This is a genomic window from Paraburkholderia sp. (assembly GCF_028283785.1).
Lineage (GTDB): Bacteria > Pseudomonadota > Gammaproteobacteria > Burkholderiales > Burkholderiaceae > Paraburkholderia.
The window spans coordinates 183,901-206,151 of the sequence record NZ_JAPWKB010000013.1 but is presented as its reverse complement, the minus strand read 5'-3'; the positions used below and the strand labels follow the sequence as shown (position 1 = coordinate 206,151).

Here is a 22,251-nt window from a genome sequence, read left to right as displayed (position 1 = left end):
CATGAATGCCCCTGTCGATATGAGCCTCTCACCTGCCCCAACCGCTGCTGCAACCCAGCCCGCTTCCGGACAGGCGCCGCTGATCGACGTGTGCGATCTACGCAAGCGCTATGGCGAAACCGAAGTGCTGCGCGGTGTGGATTTGCAAATTGGCAAATCAGAAGTGGTGTGCATCATCGGGCCGTCCGGTTCCGGAAAAAGCACGCTGCTTCGCTGTATCGCTGCGCTCGAAACCTACGATCAAGGCGAGGTTCGCATCGAGGGCGAATTGCTTGGTTATAGCGATCGCAACGGCAAGCGGATGCGCGCGTCGGCGGCAGAGATCAATCGGGTAAGGCGCAACGTCGGTATGGTGTTTCAGCAGTTCAATCTCTGGCCGCATATGACGGCGCTTGGAAACGTGATGGAGGCCTTGGTCCGCGTGCGCGGCATGCCGACTCGCGACGCCCGCGCGCGTGCCAATGCGATGCTCGACACGGTCGGACTGTCGCACAAGGGCGATGCCTATCCCGCGAAACTCTCGGGCGGTCAGCAGCAGCGTGTGGCCATTGCACGTGCGCTCGCAATGGAGCCGCACATCATGCTGTTCGATGAGCCCACTTCCGCGCTGGACCCCGAACTGGTCGGCGAAGTGCTGCAGGTCATGAAGCAACTCGCGCGAGACGGCATGACCATGGCTGTCGTCACGCACGAAATGGGTTTCGCCGCGCAAGTCGCCGACAAGGTCGTGTTTATCGATCAAGGCCGCATTGCCGTAGAAGGTTCGCCGCGCGAGGTTTTCCACGATGCAAACCAGCCCCGTCTCCGGCAATTCCTCCAAAACTACTTCGACCGCAACGCGTTCTGGACGCGCGGCGCCGACGACGTGAACGTCGTCTGAGCACGGTGAACCGACATGCGCGCCAAGGCTCGAATCGACTCGACGATAAACGGCGGATCGGGCGCGCCTCACGAAAGCAATCAACCTGCTGCGCGCTACGAGCAGGTCAAGAACCACATTCGCCGTACGATCCAATCCGGTGCGCGTCAGCCCGGCGACCGCATCCCTTCCGAACTCGATCTGGTCGCCGAACTCGGCGTATCGCGGATGACGGTCAATCGCGCGTTACGCGAACTGGCCGACGAGGGTGTCGTCACACGCGTATCGGGCGTGGGTACTTTCGTCGCGCAAGCAAAACCCCAATCTACGCTGCTGATGATCGCGCATATCGGCGATGAAATCCGTTCACGTGGACATGAATACCGTTACGACACGCTGCTATTGCAGCGGGAGACCGCACCGCTCGGCGTATCGAATGCGCTTGGACTTGCTCCGGGCGCATCGGTGTTTCATGTGATCTGCGTGCATCGCGAGAATGGTCAACCCGTGCAACTCGAAGACCGCTATGTGAATCCCGCAATCGCACCGGATTTCTTGCAGCAGGATTTTGCGGCGCAACGCCCGTCGGAATATCTGTTCGCGACCGTGCCTGCACACGATGTCGAACATGTCGTCGACGCCGGTTTGCCGACCCACGCGGAAGCCGGTTTACTCGAAATCAGCGATGAAGAGCCGTGTCTGACGCTGGTGCGTCGCACGTGGAGCAGCGGCGTCGCCGTAACTTTTGCGCGCTTCGTGCATCCGGGTTCGCGTTATCGGCTCGGTTGCCGCTTTACGCCCGACGTCTCCCAACGCCAGGGATGACGAAAACGCATGCATGCGGTGCGCGCATGCATCCACCATGCGCTGCGTTCATGCATGCGCGCACGTCATATCAGACATTCCCGGCCAGGTGAAAACGCGATGCCGGATGCCACAACTGCACCGACGTCGCCACCGAAGCACCGACAAACGTGCGCCGCCACAACAGCAAACACGGCTCGCCGATCTCCATCTCAAGATGACGGCGCACATGCGCATCGGGCTTTTGCGCATAGATACGAAACTCCGCGCGCTGGATCGGCGCGAGCCGCACCATATAGTGATTCGGTGTCTCCACCGTGAAGTCCTGCTGCAAATACTCGGGAAACACCGCCGGGTTCGCATACCGATCTTCGTATTGAATCGGTTCACCCTCTTCGCTGTGCACGATACGCGAGTGGAATACCGGTCCCGACGACAGTTGCAGCATGTCGAGCGCCTGCGGATCGTCGCTGGTTTCGAGCGTCAACACGCGCGCCGAATGCCGGTGACCGCGTGCTGCGATTTCGTCGGCAATATTGCGGATCTCCAGCACGGTGGATTCGTAGCGCTGCGGTGCGACGAACGTGCCCGACCCCTGCACGCGCGTCAACACACGCTCCGACGTCAACTCCCGCAACGCGCGCGACACAGTCATCCGTGCGACGCCAAACTCTTTGACGAGTTCGGCTTCGGATGGAATCAATCCGCCCGGCTTCCAGTCGCCTTGTGCGATGCGCTTTAGCACGTAACGCTTGATCTGCTCGTATGCGGGCATCGCGCGTGTGGGGACGGCGGCGGCATGATCGAATGCGGTATTGGCCGAATCCCCGGCAGCGCGCTCGCGCAATGCGTCAGTGTGCATGTTCATCGTCATGGTTACGGCAACCTCACTGGATAGCGCTTGAAAAGCCTGCCATGGGTTAGTGTCTGTTGTGTCGGTGTGATGTGATTCGAGCCGTGACTCGTGCGTCAACACGCTGCGACGAGGCGCGCGCCATCGTTGGCGGAAGCATTCGCGCGGATCAACGCGGTGTCGAGTTCGAGGTCCAACGTTGCGGCGGGCCGCATGTTACCGGGCTTCGGTAAAGGCGGCGGCATATCGCCCGCGATCATCGTGAAGGCTATCGCCATATCGTCGGCGAGCGGCCGGTCGTCGCGGTAAGTCGGAACGACATTGCGCACGCGACGCCACAATGCATCTGTGTGCGGCGCGCGCGGCGCATCGATGCTCTGCAAATCGTAAGCCTGTGCGGCAGCGAGCAATTCGATCGCAACGATTCGTCCGCCGTTTTCGATGATCTCCAGCGCTTTCAATGCCGCAGGCGTTGCATGGCACAGATGATCTTCCTGCAAGCCGGACGTGATGCCGCCATCGAGACTCGCGGGTGCTGCAAGGCGCCGGTTCTGTGCGACCAGCGACGCGGCCGTGTATTGCGCGATCATAAAGCCGGAGTTCGTGCCGCCGGGCTCCGCGAGAAACGCAGGCAAGCCGCTCACGAGCGGATTCACGAGACGATCGAGTCGCCGTTCGGCCATTGCGGCGACCTGAGCGATCGCGGTTGCGAGGCTGTCCATCGCGAGCGCAATCGATGCGCCCACCGCATGCGCCTGCGAAAATACGCGAGGCGCGTCGGGTGTGCCCGCAACGATCGGGTTGTCGGTGATCGACGCAAGCTCACGATCTACCACTACCACCGTGGCCGCGAGCACGTCGCGCGCAGCGCCATGCACGTGCGGAATGGTCCGCATGCTCAACGGATCCTGCGTGCGATGACCGACCACCGCAGCAAGAATACCGCTATCGGAAAGGGCCAAACGCATCCGTTCGCCAACGACATTCAAACCCGGCGACACGCGCAACGCGAGCGATTCCGCATCGAACGCCGCCATTTGTCCGCGCAAATTTTCGAAGCTCATGGCGGCGACGAGATCGGTCCAGTCGAGCAGACGTTCTGCACGCGCGAGCGCAAGCGCAGCGAGCCCGGTCACGCAAGGCGTGCCGTTGATCAGACTCAATCCTTCTTTCGCTTCGAGCACCAGCGGTTCGAGTCCGAGCCGCTGCAACGCATCACGGCCGCGCACGCGTTCACCGTTCAGATACGCATGCCCCTCGCCAATGCACACCAGCGCAATGTGGGCCATGTGGCTCAGATAGCCGACCGATCCAAACGCCGGCACCTCAGGCAGGCAGCTTGCATCGAGCAACGCGACGAGCCGTTCGACCACGTCGAGTCGCACGCCCGAATGTCCATGCGCAAAATTGTTGACGGCCGCAGCGATGATCGCGCGCGTTTCGGTCGCACTCAACGGCGCGCCCACACCGACCGCGTGACTCATCAAAATGTTGCGCGACAAGGTCCGCTGTTCGGACGGCGACACGACGACATCGCACAACGCACCCACGCCGGTATTCACGCCATACGCACGGATGCCGCGCGCGACGATCTGCTCGACCAGCACGCGCGCCGCGACGATATTGGCGCGCGCGGCCGTCGAAAGCTGAAGCAATTCACCTGCGGCTACGGCCGCAAGCTGGGACCACACAAGGGGACGATCGGTACGGATCACGGCCATGACAACGCTCGATAGTGCTGGGTTGATACGTCGGTATTTCAGGCGCTTTTACGCAGAACGCTCACGCTCAGTTCGCCGTCCGCGAATGATGGCTGAACACGAATTGCGTGAAGCGCTCGGATTTGCTGTGGTTGAACACTTCGTCTGGCGTGCCGTCGGCTTCGACCTGACCCTGATGCAAAAACATCACGCGATTCGACACGTGACGCGCAAAACCCATTTCATGCGTGACTACCAGCATCGTGCGCCCTTCCTCTGCAAGCGAACGCATCACGCGCAACACCTCACCAACCAGTTCGGGATCGAGCGCCGACGTGGGTTCGTCGAACAACATCACCTTCGGATGCATTGCGAGCGCGCGCGCAATCGCCACACGCTGTTGCTGGCCGCCGGAAAGATGCGCCGGATAGTGGCCACGCTTTTCCACGAGACCCACTTTCGCCAGCAAAGCTTCTGCCTCTTCGACGGACTCCGCGCGACTGCGCTTTTGCACGCGCATCGGTCCTTCGATCAGGTTCTCCAGCACCGTCATGTGCGACCAGAGATTGAAGTTCTGAAACACCATGCCGAGTTGCGAGCGGATCCGGTCGACCTGGCGACGATCGCTCGGTTGCAGCTTGCCGTCACCGCGACGCTTCATTTTCAACGCTTCACCTTCGAGCGACACCGAGCCGTCGTCCGGTGTCTCGAGCAGGTTCAGACAGCGCAAAAACGTGCTCTTACCGGAACCGCTCGCACCGAGGATCGAAATCACGTCCCCTTGATGCGCGTCGAGCGAAATGCCTTTCAGCACATGATGCTCGCCGAACGACTTGTGAATGTTCCTGACCGACAAGGCGACGGGCGCCGCTGCGTTCATCGTTGCGTTCATGAGAATCTCCGGAATGGGGCCGTTCAGGGAGCGGCGCGACGGGCTTCGGTAGTTGCGGATACGGTACGGGCCGCCGACGTTTGCGGCGCGGCGCGCAGGTGGCGCGACAGGCGCTTTTCAAGCATGCCAAGCGCACGCACGATCACGAAGTTCAGCAACAGATAAATCAGCGCCGCGCAGATAAACACTTCGGTCGTGCGGTATGTCTGCTGAATGATCTGCTGCGCGACGCCCGTGACTTCCCACACGGTCACGAGACTGGCGAGTGCGGTGGATTTCACCAGCAACACCGCTTCAGTCGAATACGCCGGCAAACATTGGCGCAACGCAATCGGACCGATCACGCGACGCAGTAATGCGAAGCCCGACAGGCCGATCGAATAGCCGGCTTCGATCTGTCCGACCGGCACCGCCATCAGGCCACCACGCAGTATTTCCGCGGTGTATCCGGCCGTGCATAGCGCGAGCGAAAGTACCGCGCACATATACGGCTCGCGCAACACAGGCCACAGGAAGCTATGACGGATCACGCCGAACTGACCCATGCCGTAATAGACGAGGAACATCTGGATCAGCAGCGGCGAACCACGAAAAACGAGGATATAAGCGCGCGCAAAACGGTTAGGCAACCAGTGCGACGAGACGCGCATCGTAACGATCACGAGCGACAGCAAGCCACCGAGCACCAGCGAGCAAAAGAACAGACCGAGTGTAGTCGGAACGGCGCCGAACAACTGGCGCAACGTATCGAGCAGAAAGTCGAAGTCGATATGCATGGTGAGCGTACCTCGTCAGTTGCGCGCGAAGTTGCGCTTGAAGGATCGGCCCACACGCGCTTCGGCGCGATTGAAGATGCGGTTCGAGATGCCCGTCATCAACAGGTACAACGCGCCACCCGCGACGAAGAACGTGAAGTACTGGTGCGTCGAACCGGCTGCAATCTGACTGGTGCGCAGCAATTCCGCGAGACCCGTCACAGAGATCAGCGCGGAATCCTTGAGGCTGAGTTGCCACACATTGCCGATGCCCGGCAGTGCAAACCGCAGCACTTGCGGGATCAGGATGCGACGCGCCATCGTCAGCGTGGGCATGCCGATCGCGCGCGCGGCTTCGAGCTCGCCACGTGACACGGCAAGAACGGCCGCGCGATACACCTCGGCCTGATACGCGCCGGAGATCATCCCGACCGCCAGCGCGCCGATCACGAATGGCGGCACACCGACGAAGCCTTCCGCCCCGAACCACTGACCGACCGTCGTCACCAGCGTCGAACCACCGAAATAGAAAAGGTAGATCACGAGCAGTTCAGGCACACCGCGAAATACTGTCGTGTAGAGATCGCCGACAATGCGCGCGCTACGGAAACGCGACAGCTTGGCCGTTGCGATCACCGCGCCGAACACGGCCCCGACCGCGAGCGCCGCGAGCGTCAACGCGACCGTCATCAATGCCGCGAGCAGCAATACGCCGCCCCAGCCGTCCGGTCCAAATCCGAGCATTCCGATCAACGTCATCACCGTCTCCTGATGCGACCCACCTGTACAACCGGAAAAACGCGGCGTACAGATCCAGTACGCCGCCTGCTTCACACCGCTCAATTCATCACTACGGAATCCGTATGAAGTGGCTTGCCGTTACCGGCCTGCATTCACGCCGTCGTTTCCAGTGGTGACGTTATGGCGTGACGTCGGTCTTGAACCATTTCATCGACAGCTTCTTGACGGTGCCGTCTGCCATCGCGGCAGTGATCGCCGTATCGAACTTTGCCTTGAGGTCGGCGTCCTGCTTGCGGAATGCGAGGCCCTCGCCCGGACCCCAGATCGGGCCGCCGATCTTCGGGCCGGCTACGACCAGCGCGCCGTCTTTCTTGTCGGCATTCGCTGCGTAATAGGTGACGTCGTCGAACGATGCGTCGATGCGGCCGTTGGACACGTCCAGATCGCGTTCCTGCGACGTCTTGTAGACGCGAATCGTCGCGATGTCCTTGAAGCCGTCGTTGATGAATTTCGTGTAGACCGTGCCCGATTGAATACCGATCGTCTTACCCTTCAGATCCTTTCGCAACGCATCGACGGTAGGCTTGTCGGTCTTCGGATCGCCGGTCAGTTTGACGACACCGGATGCGGGCGACGCCTTGGCAAGTACCTTCGGATCGGACACCGCGAACGACGCCGGTGTGGCGGCATACGGTTTGGAAAATGCGATGATCTTTTCGCGTTCCGGCGTGATGGAAATGGCATCCATCAGCACGTCGAATTTGCCTGCCTGAAGGCCCGGAATCATGCCGTCCCAGTCTTGCGCGACGAGGTTGCACTGAAGCTGGATACGCGCGCACAGGTTCGCGACGAGCTCCGGTTCGAAGCCGCCCAGTTTGCCGCCCGGCAAGGTCAGGTTCCACGGCGCGTAGCCGCCTTCCAGCGCGATCGTGACCGTCTTCCAGTCCTTTGCCTGCGCGGGCGCCGCGAAAACCACCGCCGCGCCGAACACGGCGCCGATCACTGCCTTTGCCAAACTGGTGCGCTTTACCTTCACGTCGACACTCCTTTGATTCAGGGAAGTTCTCAACCGGTTGGGCTATTCCTAGCCCGTGAATTTGTATAGACAAGTCTGCATGAGCAAAAAATGTCGAGCAAGCGGATTCTAGAAAAAGTGGAGACATACTCGGGTAAGCCCTGACGTTTGACGTCCATTTCGCTGTACAAACGATGAGAAATACACCAATTCCGACTCAAAAACGGACGCGCAAAGCCGGTGCATTATGTCTAGACATGTCATCGCGCGGTGCATGCGATGCGCGGAGTTGGGGCGTGAAACGTAGCGGCGGGATAAAACGGGAATGGCGATCGACGCAGCGAGTGCGCCGGCCTGGTATGAAACGCGCGCGATGAAGCGCGTTGTGATGCCGACAGAAGATGGCGCCGTCCCAGGACGAAACGGCGCGTGCGAGACTAAAACGAAAACGCGTTTAGCGCGTGTTGGCGACGCGGGAAAATACCGCATCCATATCGATGCCGTCGAGCGTCAAACCGAATTCTTCACGCAGGCAGGCGGACAACGCATCCGCGTTCTCAAGTTGCCATTCGGCGACGAGCTCGCCGCGTGAACCGCGTCGCGTCATCGCTGTATCGAACAACGCGAGTCGCCCTTCCGGAAGCACGCGGCAGGCGAGCAAGTGGTTCACGAACAGCGAGTCGGGCTCGGCCGACGTGAACCAGTTGGCGACCTCGTAATCGACCCATTCGGCGCGGGCGAGTTCGAATCGATACACCTTGGTCCATACGTCGCCCGACTGCACTTCGAGATCGAACGCGCCGCGCGACGCATCCGCAAGCCGGAACGCTTCGAGGCGCGTCTGTTGCGGCGTACCCGTCTGCAACCGTAGCGGCTCGGTCAAGGTCACGCCGCCGAAACCAACGTCGGCAATCCACGCTTCGTCGTCGATATCGACGCGCAACATCATATGCGTCAGCGGCATGATTGCATCGGGCGCTTGCCCCCACAACACGCGCGCGAGCATCGGCGTCACATTGAAACCGAGTTGCATCAACGCATGCGCAAACAGACGGTTCTGCTCGAAGCAATAACCGCCACGCCCGCCTTCGATGAGTTTCTCCACGACGGACGGCAGATCGAGTGCGACACGGCGCCCCGTCAGTGCGGCAAGGTTCTCGAACGGAATGGCGAGCGGATGTAGCGCATGAATTTCGCGCAATACCTCTAGTGTCGCGGCACGTGGCCCGTGATAGCCGATGCGTGAAAAATAGCGGTCGAGATCGAGAGTGGCTGACATGGAGGATTCCGGTGGAAAGCGACGTCAGATACGTCGCCGGACGGCGGCGATCATAACGTGTCGGCAACGCACGAACAACCATCCAGACTAACCGGGGCTTTCACCACCCTGCGCGCGCCCGGCAGAGCGCAGCGAAGACAGCGGACGGCGAGGACGACGAACGCAAGCGGCCATTCATCGCCCATCGCGCGATAGGCCCTGTTTCAACGCATATTTCGTCAAGCGCGATGATGTCGCATCATTGCGCCGCGCCCAGCGCGGAGGTCGCGATAGACGGCACGCTGATGCCGTGACTCGATGCAAACTGCACGGCCTGACCCAACACCGAAGTCAGCGATTGCAACTGACCCGGCGCAGTCTTCGCGATATACGATGCCGATTGCGCCGTGGACGGATTCATACCGGATTGGAGCAATGAGCCGGCGCTCATCTGACTCGCACCGCCCAGGCTGGACTTCAGACTTGCATACTGGCTGACGCCTTGGCCCAACGAAGCGAGACCACTCGAAAACGCTTCCTTGTTAACCGGCGCCGACGACGCACTGTTCTTCGAAAACGCCTGCGTCAGCGTGCTCGACAAAGACTGCTGCGTGTTGCCCACCTGCGTCAGCTGGCTCACCGACGGTGTGCCCCCGCTCAACAGACTCGACGCCTGTTGCGCCTTGCCCGCGGCACTCGACAAACCCATCGCCGACGCAAGGCTCGACTGCCCGCTCAACACCTGCTGATTCGCGCCCACGTAGTTCTGCAGCAGTTGCGACATACCACCGGATGTTGCCGCGCCACCCGCCATACCACTCGTCGCCGCGTTATCCGAGCCGCTGTTTCCCCCAATACCCAATTGCTTGAGATTGAGCTGTGCATGCGCCGCACCAGCGACGGTCATCGCCGCTCCAGCCGCTAGCGAAAGAAAAATATTGCGATGTTTCATACGTCTATCTCCTGATAACACTTCGGGGTGCTTCGTGAATCACGATCGATTCTGCGCGTTCGACACGACATTTGTATGAGCGTTCTATCCGGACGCATACGAACTGCGCGAAGTTATTGAGCCCACTAAAACAACTCAGCATTACGTTTCCGATACAGCTGCTTTTTATTGGTTTACACCTTCATATCGATTAATAGCAGTCCACAAATCTTCAGACTTACATTTGGGTAATATTGTTGAGAACCATTCTCATTATTGTTGACCGTGCGAATTAGCGTGCGTACGATTTACTCACTTTGCCGCTGGGCGTCGCGAACCCAGCAATGTTTCCTTGCAAGGTGTCGGGCATGTCGGCGCAGAACCGCAACCAGCCGCATGACATGTCCGGTCCGTCGATACAACACCAATAAGGATTTCGATGAAGGCCACCCTGTCCACCGGACCCGCTCCCTCGCCAACGGCTCGCGTCGGCTCGCTTCGCGACCCTGCACACGCCCTTCAACGCGTGCGACTCACGTCGATACGTCGCGCACTTGCCTGCACGGCTTTTGCGTGTGCATCGCTCACGGGCGGCACCGCATTCGCAGAAGCGAACCCGGATGCCACACCCGAAGCACCTGAAGCAGACCTGAACATTCAGGCCGCTCAAACCGGTCAATGGACAGGCGTCTGGACACGCGAGACACTGCTCGGCGACATCGGCGGATTGCGCCCATGGCTCGGAAAATACGGCATTTCGTTTGCGTTGACCGAAACCAGCGAACTGCTCGGCAACCTGCGCGGCGGCCTCGATACAGGCGCCGCATACGACGGCCTGACCACCGCCACCGTTCAACTGGATACGCAAAAAGCGTTCGGTTTACCCGGCGGTCTGTTCAACGTCAGCGGCCTGAATATTCACGGCCGCAATCTGAGTAGCGACAAGCTCGGCACGTTGAATACCGCGAGCGGTATCGAAACGGATGCGACGACTCGCCTGTGGGAGTTGTGGTATCAGCAGTCGTTCCTCGACAAGCGCGTCGACGTGAAGATCGGTCAGCAAAGTATCGACCAGGAATTCATCACGAGCCAGTACTCCGCGCTGTTCGTCAACACGATGTTTGGCTGGCCGGCACTGCCTTCATACGACATGCCGTCGGGTGGTCCGGCGTATCCGTTATCCGCACTCGGCGTGCGCGTGCGCGGCCAGATCACGCCTTCGTTGACGGCATTGGCCGGCGTGTTCGACGGCGATCCGACCGGCAACAATCCGGACAATCTGCACGGCACCAACTTCAATCTGCACAACGGCACGATGTTTATCGGCGAGTTGCAGTACGCGATCAACCAGCCTGCCGAAGGCGAAATGGTCGGTATGGCCAAAACCGGTTTGCCGGGGACGTACAAGATCGGTATCTGGTACAACAACGGCAGCTTTGCCGACCAGCGTTTCGACAATACCGGTCAACTACTCGGCGCGACCGGCGGCACGCCGCTCAACCATCATGGCGACTACAGCATCTATGCCGTCGCCGATCAGATGGTGTGGCGGCCGGACCCCGACGAAGCACGTAGCATCGGTATATTCGCGCGCGTGATGGGCGCGCCGAACGACCGCAATCTGGTGAGCCTTGCAGCGAACCTCGGCGTCGTGATGAAAGCGCCGTTCAAGGGCCGCGACGACGACAGCGTCGGGCTCGCGCTCACATACATCAAGATCAGTCCGCAGGCGCGCGAATTCGATATCGATTCCGGCTTCGTACCGCGCGGCAGTGAAACCGCGCTCGAAGCGACCTATCAATATCAGGTCACACCGTGGTGGGTCTTGCAGGCGGACGCGCAATACACGTTCAATGCAGGTGCCGGCCAGAATCCGAACGATCCGACGAAAGCACTGCGCAATACGTTCGTGATCGGCGTGCGAACCAACATCACGTTCTGATCCCAACGATGCATGCCGACGCTCACTGCCGCGCGTCCGAACGCTCAACAGACCAATCGAATCCCATGATGAACGACCTCAACCGCACTTATCCGCCTCGCGCCGCGCGCCTTGCATGGACCGTGCGCAGCGTGCGCGCGGCGTTTGCCGCGACCGTCGGCGCAGCCGCGTTGCTGTCCGCCGGCGTCGCGCATGCCGAGCCGCAAGGCTTCCTGGAAACGCTGCATCGCAATACCACGCTGATCAATACCGTCCCCGACAACGGCGACCAGAATCCGTATGCACTCGTGGTAGCGCCTGTGTCGGCGGGTAGCGTGAAAGCCGGCGACGTGTTGATCGACAACTTCAACAACTCGACCAACATGCAGGGCACGGGCAGCACCATCGTCAACTATCACCCGGACACGAAACAGATGACCGTGTTCGCGACGATCCCGCGCGATCTGAAGGAATGCCCCGGTGGAATCGGACTGTCCACCGCGATGACGATGCTGAAATCGGGTTGGGTGATCGTCGGCAGCACGCCGAGCAACGACGGCACGACCGGCACCAAGGGCGCGGGTTGCCTGATCGTGCTCGATAGCAACGGCAAGGTCGCATCGACTATCGTCAGCCCGAATATCAACGATCCGTGGGGCAACATGGCGGTCGTCGACAACGGCACCAGTGCGACGCTTTTCGTCAGCAATGCAGGCTTCGGCGTCGGTGCCGCGACCGAGAATTCGCCGGTGTTCAAGCAGGCCACCGTGTTGCGCCTCGACCTCGACATTCCCGAAGGGAAACCGCCGGTCGTGAAGAAAGAGACCGTGGTGGGCAGCAACTTCGGCGCGCAGGCCGATCGCGGCGTGTTCCTCGTCGGACCGACCGGACTCGCGCTGTCACCCGATCAGAAACTGCTGTACGTGTCCGACGCAATCGGCAATCGCATCAATGAAATCGATGATCCAATGACGCGCGACACCAGCGCGGGCGTCGGTCGTCAGGTCACGGCCGACGGCCTGCTGCATCGTCCGCTGGCATTGGCCACGGCGCCGAACGGCCATCTGCTCGTGACCAACGCATTGAACGGCCAGGTGGTGGAAGTCGATCCCGTCGCGGGCAAACAGCTGTACGCACGTTGGATCGATACCGACAAGGCACAATCCCCGCCGGGTAACGGCGATCTGTTCGGCATCGTGATGACGCCCGCCGGCGACGGGTTTTACTTCGTACAAGACGATGTCAACGCGCTGGTGCTCGCAAAATAGCGCTGCATCCGTCACGCATGCGCTGCACGCATGCATGCGCACCGCGCATGCATGCCATGCTTGAAGCAATGAGGCAGGAAATCATGTCAGACGATCAAAAGCCACCCGCGCGGCCATCACGGCGCGGATTTCTCAAAGCCGGTGGCGCAGCCGTCGCCGGACTCGCGACGACAGGCGTAGCGCAGAACGCGCTCGCCCGCACGCCCACGCATGCGGACGATCCGCAGCTCGCCGTCGAGCCATTCTTCGGCACGCACCAGGCCGGTATCGTCACCGCGCAGCAAAGCCATACGTACGTCGCTGCGCTCGATCTGAACACCGACAAACGCGACGACGTGATCGGACTGCTGCGCGCATGGACCGATGCCGCCGCGCGACTGACGCAAGGTCAGCCGGCCGGTTCACTGGACGGTCCGGTCGACAAACCCGCCCCCGACTCCGGCGACGCACTCGGCCTCGGCACGTCGGGCCTGACCATCACATTCGGTTTCGGTCCCGGCCTGTTTTCGCATGAAGGCAAGGACCGTTACGGGATTGGGCAACATCGTCCGGCCGCACTGGTCGATCTGCCGCGCTTCAACGGCGATCAACTGATCGCTGCAAAAACAGGCGGCGATCTGTTCATCCAGGCCTGCGCGAACGATCCGCAAGTGGCATTTCATGCGGTACGTCAGTTGTCGCGCATGGGTTACGGCATCGTCGCGATGCGCTGGGGACAGGCTGGCTTTCTGTCCGGTGCGCGCAACCAGACACCGCGCAATCTGATGGGCTTCAAGGACGGCACGAACAATCCGTCGATCCAGAAACCACAGTTGATGAATCAGTTCGTCTGGGCGAACAGCAGCGATGCGCCGTGGATGAACGGCGGCACTTATACCGTCGTGCGACGAATCCGCATCACGCTCGAACACTGGGACAACACCGAGATGGACTTCCAGGAGCAGGTATTCGGGCGGCACAAGTACAGCGGCGCGCCGATCGGCAAGAAGAACGAGTTCGATCCGGTGGATCTCGATGCGGCCGATAAGGACGGCAATCCGGTGATACCGGATAACTCGCATGTGAGGCTGTCGAATCAGGCGAGCAACAACGGTGCGCAGATTCTGCGACGCTCGTATTCGTACAACGACGGTACGAACTTCTATATCGAACGCTGGCCGCCGTGGCGTCAGGAAACGGAATACGACGCGGGACTGATCTTTATCGCGCATCAAGGCGATCCGCGCACTGGCTTCATTCCGATCAACGAGAAGCTGTCGAAGTTCGACATGATGAACCAGTTCACGACGCATATAGGCAGCGCCGTGTTCGCATGTCCACCCGGCGCTCAGCGCGGATCGTACATCGGTGCAGGGCTATTCGAAACGTAGGCGCAAGCGAACCGCATTAAAACCAGACCACTCCATTGGCAAGGAACTATAAAAACATGGCACATTCTTCGTTCGGCATGCGCCTGCGCGCGCTCAGCGGCGCGGCCGCATTCGTGCTCGCGCCGCTGGCCGCGAACGCTGCATCGATCACGTTGTACAGCGCGCAGCACGAGCAGGTCGTCAATTCGCTCGCTAAAGACTTCGAGAAACAAACCGGCATCGCCGTGAGAATCCGCAGTGGCGAAGGTCCTGCGATGGCTGCGCAACTCGTTGCCGAAGGCACATCGACGCCGGCTGACGTGTACTTCACCGAGAACTCGCCCGAGTTGATGCTGCTTCAGGAAAAAGGCCTGCTGAGCAAGGTCGACACCGCGACGCTCGCGACGATCCCAAGCCGCTACAACTCCCCGCAAGGCGATTGGGTCGGTGTCACTGCACGTGAAAACGTGCTCGCGTACAACACGTCGAAAGTGCAGGCATCGCAGTTGCCGCAATCGTTGTTCGATCTCGCGAAACCGGAATGGAAAGGAAAGGTCGGCATTGCACCGAGCGACGGCGACTTCCTGCCGCTAGTCAGCGCAGTTCTCGCCATGAAGGGCGAAGCGCAAACCGTCGCGTGGCTCAAGGGTCTGAAGGCAAACGCGCAGATTTTCGACGACGACGAAGGCGTCGTAGCCGCCGTCAATCGCGGCGGTGTCGCGACCGGCCTGATCAACAACTACTACTGGGCTCGTCTGCACGCGGAACTCGGCGACAAGTCGACACGCAGCGCGATCTATCACTTCGATCACGGCGATCCGGGTGCACTCGTCAACGTGTCGGGTGCTGCGGTGATGAAGTCCGCGCACAACACCGACGGCGCACAGAAATTCCTCGCATACCTCGTCAGCGAGCGCGCGCAAACGCTGATGGCAACCGGCCATGTCAGCTACGAGTATCCGCTGCATAACGGTGTTGCACCGGACCCTGTATTGAAGCCGTTCGCCGAGCTGAGTCCACCCGCACTCACGCTCGAACAACTCGGCGACGATAGCCAGGCCGGCAAGTTGTTGCGTCAGGCCGGACTGCTGTAAATGGCCGATGCCGGAGCCGACAGCGGAGTCGTGATGCAGGCCTCGCCACCCAACGGCGAGCCATCGCCCACGCTTACTGTCCCGGCAACGGCAACGGCAACGGCGACGGCGGCAACCGCTGCATTGACGGCAGCGGTCACGGCTCCGCTCGCGTCGCTTGCACCGCTCCCGAACATCGCGTCATCTGCGGCGCGCGCCGGTTCACGGCGTGCGCCGCGCGGACTTTTTATCGCGGCGTCACTCAGCGCGTTGCTCGTGTTGCTACCCATTGCACTGACGTTCTGGCGCGCCGCGAACTTCGGTGTGCAGGACGCGATCGAATTGATCGTGCGACCGTTAGTGGGCGAACTGCTCGTCAATACGCTGACGATCACCGTGTCGGCGACGCTAACCGCGGCGTTACTCGGCACGGCGGTCGCATGGTTCGTCGAACGCACGCATCTACCCGGACGTCGCATCTGGGCCGTGACATGCGCCGCACCACTCGCGATGCCCGCCTTCATCACCAGTTATGCATGGGTGTCGTTGAGTCTCGACTTGCAGGACTTCGCGGGCGCATTGCTCGTGATCACGACCGCCTACTTTCCCTTGGTCTATTTGCCGGTTGCCGCCGCGTTGCGCGGCATGGACCCGGCGCTGGAAGAAAGCGCACGTTCGCTCGGTTGCGGACGGTGGGCCATCTTCACGCGCGTGATCTTGCCGCAATTGCGCCCTGCGCTGCTCGGCGCCATGATGCTGGTCGCACTCGGCGTACTGTCCGAATTCGGCGCATTTCAACTACTGCGTTTTCGCACGTTCACCACGCAGATTTATGCGGAATATCGCACCAGTTTCGACGGCGGCGGCGCATCGCTGTTCGCATGCGTTTTGATCATGCTATGCCTCGTCGTGCTTGCAGCGGAGTTTCGCGTGCGCGGAACCGCGCGATACGAGCGCGTCGATCGTGGTACTCGACGCCCCGTATTGCGTTATGAGCTGGGCGCATGGAAGTGGATCGTGGTCGCCGGCTTCGTTGCATTGACGATCGGCACGCTCGGCGTGCCGCTTGGGATGATCGGATACTGGTTGACGCAACCAGGCGCCGCAGCCGTTACACCCGCCGATGTCTCGCCGGAATTGCTCTTCAACGCAACGGTGTCGTCCGTTGGATTCGGTCTCGCCGCGGCGATATTCACGACCTTGCTCGTGGTCCCGCTGGCCTTCCTGCTCGTCCGATTTCCTGGAATCATCCCAACGCTGCTTGAACGCACGGTGTTTCTTGCGCAAGGCGTGCCCGGACTCGTGATTGCGCTTGCCATCGTCACGCTCGCAGTCCGCGCATTGCAACCGCTGTATCAAAGCGCCACGTTACTGGTGGTCGCGTATGCAATCCTCTTTCTGCCGCTTGCGCTCGTCAGCGTGCGCGCCGCGTTGATGCAGGCCCAACCGCGCCTCGAAGAAACCGCGCGTGCATTAGGCCTTAACTGGTGGCAAACCTTGGGCCGTGTGATGTTGCCGCTTGCGGGTCCTGGACTCGGCGCCGCGGCAGCGATGGTGTTTATCTCCGTGGTGACCGAGTTGAACGCGACGCTGCTGCTATCGCCAATCGACACACGCACGCTGGCCACGCAAGTCTGGGCCGACACATCGACGATGGCATTTGCGGCCGCCGCGCCGTATGCCGCGTTGCTGACGGGCATTTCACTGTGCGCGTCCGGACTGCTGTTCGTCCTGCTCGGCCGTTCCGCGTTGCTCGGCGAACGCGGCTGATTTCATCGTCACTGGATCTTCATGAGCGAATTACTTATCAGCGGATTGCATAAAGCATTCGACGGGCACCCGGTGTTGCATGGCATCGATCTGTCTGTCGAACGCGGCACATTGCTCGCCCTGCTCGGTCCATCCGGCAGCGGAAAAACGACGCTGCTTCGCGTGTTATGCGGCTTCGAGCGCGCCGACGACGGTACCGTCGAGATGAGCGGACGGCGCGTCGTCGCCGATGGGCTGCACGTACCGGCCGAGCAGCGACGGATTGGTTATGTACCGCAAGAAGGCGCGTTGTTTCCGCATCTGTCGGTGGCGGACAATATCGTCTTCGGCTTGCCGCGTGCGCAGCGAAAAGCGCGGCATCGCGTGGCGGAATTACTGGAACTCGTCGGCTTGCCTGCGGCGTTCGCGTCGCGCGCGCCGCAACAATTGTCGGGCGGTCAGCAACAGCGCGTCGCGCTTGCGCGCGCATTGGCGCCATCGCCAGAACTGGTGATGCTCGACGAGCCTTTTTCGTCGCTCGACGCGGCATTGCGACTGGAGACGCGGCAAGCGGTCGCTGCTGCTTTGAGTGCAACCGGCGCGACTGCCGTGCTCGTGACGCACGATCAATCCGAGGCGCTGTCGATGGGTCACGAGGTGGCCGTACTCTGGCACGGCAAGCTGATCCAGACGGCGACGCCCGAGACCTTGTATCGGCGTCCGGTGACGCGTGAACTGGCTTCGTTTGTCGGCGAAGCGGTCATGCTGGGCGGTATCGTCGCGGGCGGTCGCGTGAAGTGCGAGTTGGGAGAGCTTACGCTGGCGGCACCGGTCGATGACGGCGCGGTCGACGTGATGGTCCGCCCCGAACAGATCGTGATGTTACGCGAAGGGGATATTGCGCCGGTCGGTGGACGATTCCTGGAGGGCATCGTCCACGATGTCGTGTTTCAGGGGCAAGACGCGGGCGTCGACGTCAGGATGATGGGTGGCGAGCGAGCGATCTTGCGAGCGCGTGTGCCGGGCTACAGAACACCGCTACGCGGCGAACGCGTTCGCGTCGGGGTGGATGGCGGCGTGACGGTCTATCCAGTTTGATGCATCGGATAAGTCGTACTCACGGATGCGACTTCACTTTCTCCGCCAACTTTGCGTCGTAGCTTGAATGCACGTGCACGCGTTTGACTTCCGGGAAGGCGTACGCATACGCCTTCCTCAACGCAAGCGATGCCTCGTGAAAGCCCGACAGAATCAATTTCTGCTTGTTCGGATACGTCGCGATATCACCCACCGCAAAAATGCCAGGCCGCGAACTTTCGTAGTTGGACGTATCCACTACGACCCTGCCGCCGACGATCTCGACGTCCCACTTACCGATAGGCCCGAGATCGGCGACCAGTCCGAACAACACGACCAGATGATCCGCTTCGAGTCGAATCGCGCCGCCAATCTGCCGGATTTCCAATGCGTCGAGAACGCCGTCCGGCGCGTCGATCGCATTCACCGCGCCGATCATAAAATCCATCTCGCCAGCTTCGACAGCCGCGCGCATCGCGGACACGCTGGAGTCAACCGCACTAAAGCCATTGCGCCGATGCACCAGCGTGACCCGCTTCGCGACCTTGCGTAACGCCAGCGCCCAATCCAGTGCCGAATCGCCACCACCCGCGACCACAACGTTTTTGCCGTTGAACGCGGCCAATTCCTTGACGCTGTAATGAACGTGCCGCCCTTCGAGTGACACGGCATCGTCCAGCACGAGCCGTTGCGGCGCGAATGCGCCGTTGCCTGCGGCCAGCATGATTGCGGCCACATCGAATGTCATGCCTCGATCCGTGCGCACGGTCCAGCGTCCGTCCTGACGTTGTTCGACCGTATCGACGCGCTGATCGAGATGGATCGGCACGTCGAACGGCTTGCATTGCTCCATCAGACGATCGACCAGTTCACGCGCCGTGCATGACGGCACGGCCGGAATATCGTAGATGGGCTTGTCGGGATATAACTCGATGCACTGCCCACCGATGCGCCCCAATGCATCTACGATCTGACACGAAAGCCCCAGCACGCCCGCCTCGAAAGCGGCGAACAGCCCCACCGGCCCAGCGCCGACGATCAGCACATCCGTGCGGATCGGAGCTTGAACGCCAGCGTTTTCGGACGAGGCATGGGATGAATCAACGGCTTGTGTCATCAGGGATCCGGAGTAATGCGCGGCATCGCGGCGCCATACTCACAACGATACAGATTCGATCCGCGCGCGGCAATGAAGCCACCACCCGCTGTGGGGACTCATCCATCGATAGACATGCGAGACCGAAACGCACATGGCATGCGCGACTCATGCATGCATGCTTAAAACGTATGCATCATCCCGACATAGGCGCCCGTTTGCGATTGACCGGCCAGCGGACTGGTATTGGGCGAGTCGTCGCGCGGCGTCGCCATTGCGGAGAAGTTCGCCTGCCCGCTATTGCGCACATAAGCGACCGTGCCGTAAAGGAAGGTGCGCTTCGAGAAATTGTACGTCGTGCCCAATGCGTACATCGTCGCGTGACCGGAAGGATCGTGCGATGCATCACCGCCGCCATCGCCCACTTTCACGTAAAAGCCTGCAGCCGTCACCGCCCATTTCGGCGTCACCGAATAGGTTGCACCGAGCCAGTAATGGTCGGCACTGTCCGCGAGACCTGCGGGTGTGTCGGGCGCGGCGTAGTGGGTATAGGCACCCTGGATCTTGATCGCGTCGAAATGCACGTTTGCACCGACGAAGAACTCGCGGGAACTCACGAAGATATTGCTGAATCGCCCATTACTGTCGCGCAGTTCGTCGTAGATACCGCGCACATCGAACAGCTGCGAATGATAGGTCAGCATGATGCCGTCCGAGCGGCCGAAATCGTCGGTGGGACCGTAGTTGAAGCCGCGAGACTGGTTGCCGAACGCGTATTGCCCTTGAATATCGAAGCCCGCGAAGGTGGGGCTGTGATACTCGATATTGTTGCTGGTCTGCTGCCAGTTCCTGCCTCGCACCAGCGATGCCGAAGAAAATGCCTGTTGCACGAACGGATCGAATTCCCAGACGCCGTCGCTATCGATAAACAGATTGCGCCCCGCCTGCAACGTGCCCCACGTGTCGCTTTTCAGTCCGACGTACGCACGGCGCGACCACAGCTTGCCACCGCCGGTCGTGCCGTCCATCACGTTGAACGCGGTTTCGAGGTTGAAAATCGTTGTCAGGCCGCCGCCCAGATTTTCGACGCCTTTCAGGCCGAACATGCTGGTACCCCAGTCGCCGCCTTCGCCTCGCCAGCGGCTCGATGAACTACCGTCGGCATTGGCGATATGGTTGAGATACTCCACGCCGCCATCGATGCGGCCATACATCGTGACGCTCGACTGCGCCTGTGCAGACGGACTATCGATCAGGCTGAGCATGGGCCCGCCCACCAGCAATGCGGACAGCAGTTTTTCACGTAGTTTCATTTTCGCGACCGTGGCTGTAACTCATACGCGGGTGAATTTGCGTGACGCATTCGTATCATGCGCGGTGTCTCGACACGCATGAATCCGAAAATACCATTCCCGGAAAAATGGCGCTTCGGGCGCGCCAGGGCTCGGGCAACCGGTCGGTCGCAGCGAATGCATGCATGAATCATGCATCGGTTATGCATGCGTGGCGCGCATGGCAATGCTGCGCCGCGATACCATACGGAATCGGACACGCGCCAGCCTTTCAATCCGTTGACCATGACTCCTTCTGCTTCCACCTCGATCGAAGAAACCTTGCTCGGCGTCTACCGCCGTGACGCCGACAGCCGCGTCGAATGGTGGCGAGTCAGTGTCGCCGACCGGCCGCAAACATGGCGCCTCGAACATGGGATCGACGCATCGGAAGGAATCACCGGTCCGGTCGATATGGATCTCGTCGTCGATGAAGAAAACCTGCGCGCGAAGCTGAAAAAGTGGCGTCGCGAGGGTTTTGTACTCGTGTCGGATGAGGTGGATTCAACGCAAACTTCCGGCAGCGACGAACGCGCCGCGTTCATGCCGGCGCTGCGGCGCGCCGCTGCGGCAATGGCCGCGTCCAGACTGGAGCGCAACGCGCGCCGGATACCAGCGCGCGACAGCCACGGCAATCGCGACGCTGAGAGCGAACCGCGCGAATCCGTGCGCATCGGTCAGATCGACGTTCCTTGCGGGCTGCGTCATGCGCTCGTCCCGGATATCAACCCGGCCTATCTGTTTTCCGACCGCTTCGACGATATCATCGAAGATATCGTCGAAAACCAGCGGGTCATGCTGATCGGCCACACCGGCGCGGGAAAGACCAGCCTGATCGAACAGGTTGCCGCGCGCTCCATGCATGGCGTACTGCGCTCGAACATGAACGGCCAGACCACGGTTGGCGATTTTGTCGGCTTCTGGACCGTCAAAGGTGGCGAAACGATCTGGGTCGACGGCGTCTTGCCGAGTGCGATGCGCGAAGGCTTGTGGCTTATCGTCGACGAAATCGACTTTGCCGAGCCGTCGATTCTCGCGGCGCTCACCGCGGTCCTCGAACCTCGCGGCCGTCTGGTGCTGAAAGAAAAAGGCAATGAAGTCGTCGCGCCGCATCCGTCGTTCAGGCTGTTCGCCACGGCGAATGCCGTGGGCGCCATGAGTCAGTTTCGTCATCTGTATCAAGGTGCAAACCTGATGAACGAGGCGTTTCTGGATCGATGGCGCGTCTATATGCTCGACTATCTGTCGCCTGCCGATGAAGCCGATGTGCTGATGAAGACGCTCGCACCGCATATGACCCGCGGACTCGCAGACACGCTCGCAGCGATTGCCGCCGACTGCCGCGCCGCCTTTGCACGCGAAGATCTTTCCAGCGCATTCTCTACACGGCGACTGCTCGACTGGGCCGGTTTGATGCTGCGCACCGGCGACCCCGAACGCGCCGCCGGTCCCGCGATCTACGCTAAAGTCAGTCCGGAAGATGCAGCGCTGATTCGCGGCATCGTGCGTCATCACATCGCGCTGCCGGACGTCGGCGACGGCCACGACTCGCAAGACCAACACGACCAGCGCGATTGAC

Annotated in this window: 19 protein-coding genes; 9 read left to right on the top strand and 10 right to left on the bottom strand. The window is 60.9% G+C overall.

Annotation, left to right across the window (positions count from 1 at the left end):
• Position 1 precedes the first annotated feature (1 nt).
• Positions 2-880, top strand: a complete 879-nt coding sequence (locus PW947_RS14970) for an amino acid ABC transporter ATP-binding protein (RefSeq protein ID WP_299633110.1) — start codon at positions 2-4, stop codon at positions 878-880.
• A gap of 15 nt (positions 881-895) precedes the next feature.
• Positions 896-1,684 carry a histidine utilization repressor gene (gene hutC / locus PW947_RS14965; RefSeq protein WP_299633109.1) on the top strand — a complete coding sequence of 263 codons (789 nt, stop codon included), beginning with the start codon at positions 896-898 and terminating at the stop codon, positions 1,682-1,684.
• Between the two features lie 70 nt (positions 1,685-1,754).
• Here the strand turns inward: hutC (PW947_RS14965) and hutC (PW947_RS14960) are convergent, their stop codons facing one another.
• From hutC (PW947_RS14960) to PW947_RS14925, 8 genes are all read right to left on the bottom strand, one after another.
• Positions 1,755-2,438, bottom strand: coding sequence for a histidine utilization repressor (hutC, locus tag PW947_RS14960; RefSeq protein ID WP_299633321.1), 684 nt, complete (start codon positions 2,436-2,438; stop codon positions 1,755-1,757).
• Positions 2,439-2,632: 194 nt separating this feature from the next.
• The gene (hutH, locus tag PW947_RS14955; protein ID WP_299633108.1) at positions 2,633-4,237 is read right to left on the bottom strand and encodes a histidine ammonia-lyase; all 1,605 of its coding nucleotides are present in this window, start codon (positions 4,235-4,237) and stop codon (positions 2,633-2,635) included.
• Positions 4,238-4,304: 67 nt separating this feature from the next.
• Entirely contained in the window at positions 4,305-5,096 is a 792-nt protein-coding gene (locus tag PW947_RS14950; RefSeq protein ID WP_299633320.1) for an ATP-binding cassette domain-containing protein, read from the bottom strand.
• 35 nt (positions 5,097-5,131) lie between these two features.
• Positions 5,132-5,884 carry an ABC transporter permease subunit gene (locus PW947_RS14945; protein WP_299633107.1) on the bottom strand — a complete coding sequence of 251 codons (753 nt, stop codon included), beginning with the start codon at positions 5,882-5,884 and terminating at the stop codon, positions 5,132-5,134.
• A gap of 15 nt (positions 5,885-5,899) precedes the next feature.
• Positions 5,900-6,622 (bottom strand): ABC transporter permease subunit, encoded by a 723-nt coding sequence (locus PW947_RS14940; protein WP_299633106.1) that lies wholly within the window; start codon positions 6,620-6,622, stop codon positions 5,900-5,902.
• A gap of 160 nt (positions 6,623-6,782) precedes the next feature.
• A complete protein-coding gene (locus PW947_RS14935; RefSeq protein WP_299633105.1) occupies positions 6,783-7,640 on the bottom strand; it encodes a transporter substrate-binding domain-containing protein in 858 nt (285 codons plus the stop codon).
• A 433-nt stretch (positions 7,641-8,073) separates the two neighbouring features.
• On the bottom strand, positions 8,074-8,898 hold the full coding sequence (locus PW947_RS14930) for an arylamine N-acetyltransferase (protein WP_299633104.1): 825 nt from the start codon (positions 8,896-8,898) through the stop codon (positions 8,074-8,076).
• 238 nt (positions 8,899-9,136) lie between these two features.
• Positions 9,137-9,829, bottom strand: a complete 693-nt coding sequence (locus PW947_RS14925; RefSeq protein WP_299633103.1) for a hypothetical protein — start codon at positions 9,827-9,829, stop codon at positions 9,137-9,139.
• 418 nt (positions 9,830-10,247) lie between these two features.
• On the opposite strand from PW947_RS14925, the gene PW947_RS14920 reads away from it, so the two are divergent.
• The 6 genes from PW947_RS14920 (at position 10,248) to PW947_RS14895 (ending at position 18,266) form a co-directional block, all read left to right on the top strand.
• The gene (locus PW947_RS14920; RefSeq protein ID WP_299633102.1) at positions 10,248-11,750 is read left to right on the top strand and encodes a carbohydrate porin; all 1,503 of its coding nucleotides are present in this window, start codon (positions 10,248-10,250) and stop codon (positions 11,748-11,750) included.
• 68 nt (positions 11,751-11,818) lie between these two features.
• A complete protein-coding gene (locus PW947_RS14915) occupies positions 11,819-12,997 on the top strand; it encodes a hypothetical protein (RefSeq protein WP_299633319.1) in 1,179 nt (392 codons plus the stop codon).
• An 83-nt stretch (positions 12,998-13,080) separates the two neighbouring features.
• On the top strand, positions 13,081-14,367 hold the full coding sequence (gene efeB / locus PW947_RS14910; protein ID WP_299633101.1) for an iron uptake transporter deferrochelatase/peroxidase subunit: 1,287 nt from the start codon (positions 13,081-13,083) through the stop codon (positions 14,365-14,367).
• A gap of 56 nt (positions 14,368-14,423) precedes the next feature.
• Complete coding sequence (locus tag PW947_RS14905; protein WP_299633100.1) at positions 14,424-15,440, top strand: iron ABC transporter substrate-binding protein; 1,017 nt, start codon at positions 14,424-14,426, stop codon at positions 15,438-15,440.
• Between the two features lie 123 nt (positions 15,441-15,563).
• Positions 15,564-17,189, top strand: a complete 1,626-nt coding sequence (locus PW947_RS14900; RefSeq protein WP_299633318.1) for an iron ABC transporter permease — start codon at positions 15,564-15,566, stop codon at positions 17,187-17,189.
• Between the two features lie 21 nt (positions 17,190-17,210).
• A complete protein-coding gene (locus PW947_RS14895) occupies positions 17,211-18,266 on the top strand; it encodes an ABC transporter ATP-binding protein (RefSeq protein WP_299633099.1) in 1,056 nt (351 codons plus the stop codon).
• Between the two features lie 19 nt (positions 18,267-18,285).
• Here the strand turns inward: PW947_RS14895 and PW947_RS14890 are convergent, their stop codons facing one another.
• Entirely contained in the window at positions 18,286-19,362 is a 1,077-nt protein-coding gene (locus tag PW947_RS14890) for an NAD(P)/FAD-dependent oxidoreductase (protein ID WP_299633098.1), read from the bottom strand.
• A gap of 161 nt (positions 19,363-19,523) precedes the next feature.
• A complete protein-coding gene (locus PW947_RS14885; protein WP_299633097.1) occupies positions 19,524-20,654 on the bottom strand; it encodes a porin in 1,131 nt (376 codons plus the stop codon).
• 264 nt (positions 20,655-20,918) lie between these two features.
• On the opposite strand from PW947_RS14885, the gene PW947_RS14880 reads away from it, so the two are divergent.
• Positions 20,919-22,250, top strand: coding sequence for an AAA family ATPase (locus PW947_RS14880; RefSeq protein WP_299633096.1), 1,332 nt, complete (start codon positions 20,919-20,921; stop codon positions 22,248-22,250).
• Position 22,251 lies beyond the last annotated feature (1 nt).

Bases quoted from the DNA above. Each gene is read 5' to 3' on its own strand.
- hutC (WP_299633109.1), top strand. From the start codon at position 896: ATGCGCGCCAAGGCTCGAATCGACTCGACGATAAACGGCGGATCGGGC.
- PW947_RS14930 (WP_299633104.1), bottom strand. From the start codon at position 8,898: ATGTCAGCCACTCTCGATCTCGACCGCTATTTTTCACGCATCGGCTAT.
- PW947_RS14905 (WP_299633100.1), top strand. From the start codon at position 14,424: ATGGCACATTCTTCGTTCGGCATGCGCCTGCGCGCGCTCAGCGGCGCG.
- PW947_RS14940 (WP_299633106.1), bottom strand. From the start codon at position 6,622: ATGACGTTGATCGGAATGCTCGGATTTGGACCGGACGGCTGGGGCGGC.
- PW947_RS14880 (WP_299633096.1), top strand. From the start codon at position 20,919: ATGACTCCTTCTGCTTCCACCTCGATCGAAGAAACCTTGCTCGGCGTC.
- hutC (WP_299633321.1), bottom strand. From the start codon at position 2,438: ATGCCCGCATACGAGCAGATCAAGCGTTACGTGCTAAAGCGCATCGCA.
- PW947_RS14970 (WP_299633110.1), top strand. From the start codon at position 2: ATGAATGCCCCTGTCGATATGAGCCTCTCACCTGCCCCAACCGCTGCT.
- hutH (WP_299633108.1), bottom strand. From the start codon at position 4,237: ATGGCCGTGATCCGTACCGATCGTCCCCTTGTGTGGTCCCAGCTTGCG.
- PW947_RS14915 (WP_299633319.1), top strand. From the start codon at position 11,819: ATGAACGACCTCAACCGCACTTATCCGCCTCGCGCCGCGCGCCTTGCA.
- PW947_RS14885 (WP_299633097.1), bottom strand. From the start codon at position 20,654: ATGAAACTACGTGAAAAACTGCTGTCCGCATTGCTGGTGGGCGGGCCC.
- PW947_RS14895 (WP_299633099.1), top strand. From the start codon at position 17,211: ATGAGCGAATTACTTATCAGCGGATTGCATAAAGCATTCGACGGGCAC.
- PW947_RS14950 (WP_299633320.1), bottom strand. From the start codon at position 5,096: ATGAACGCAGCGGCGCCCGTCGCCTTGTCGGTCAGGAACATTCACAAG.
- efeB (WP_299633101.1), top strand. From the start codon at position 13,081: ATGTCAGACGATCAAAAGCCACCCGCGCGGCCATCACGGCGCGGATTT.
- PW947_RS14920 (WP_299633102.1), top strand. From the start codon at position 10,248: ATGAAGGCCACCCTGTCCACCGGACCCGCTCCCTCGCCAACGGCTCGC.
- PW947_RS14945 (WP_299633107.1), bottom strand. From the start codon at position 5,884: ATGCATATCGACTTCGACTTTCTGCTCGATACGTTGCGCCAGTTGTTC.
- PW947_RS14890 (WP_299633098.1), bottom strand. From the start codon at position 19,362: ATGACACAAGCCGTTGATTCATCCCATGCCTCGTCCGAAAACGCTGGC.
- PW947_RS14925 (WP_299633103.1), bottom strand. From the start codon at position 9,829: ATGAAACATCGCAATATTTTTCTTTCGCTAGCGGCTGGAGCGGCGATG.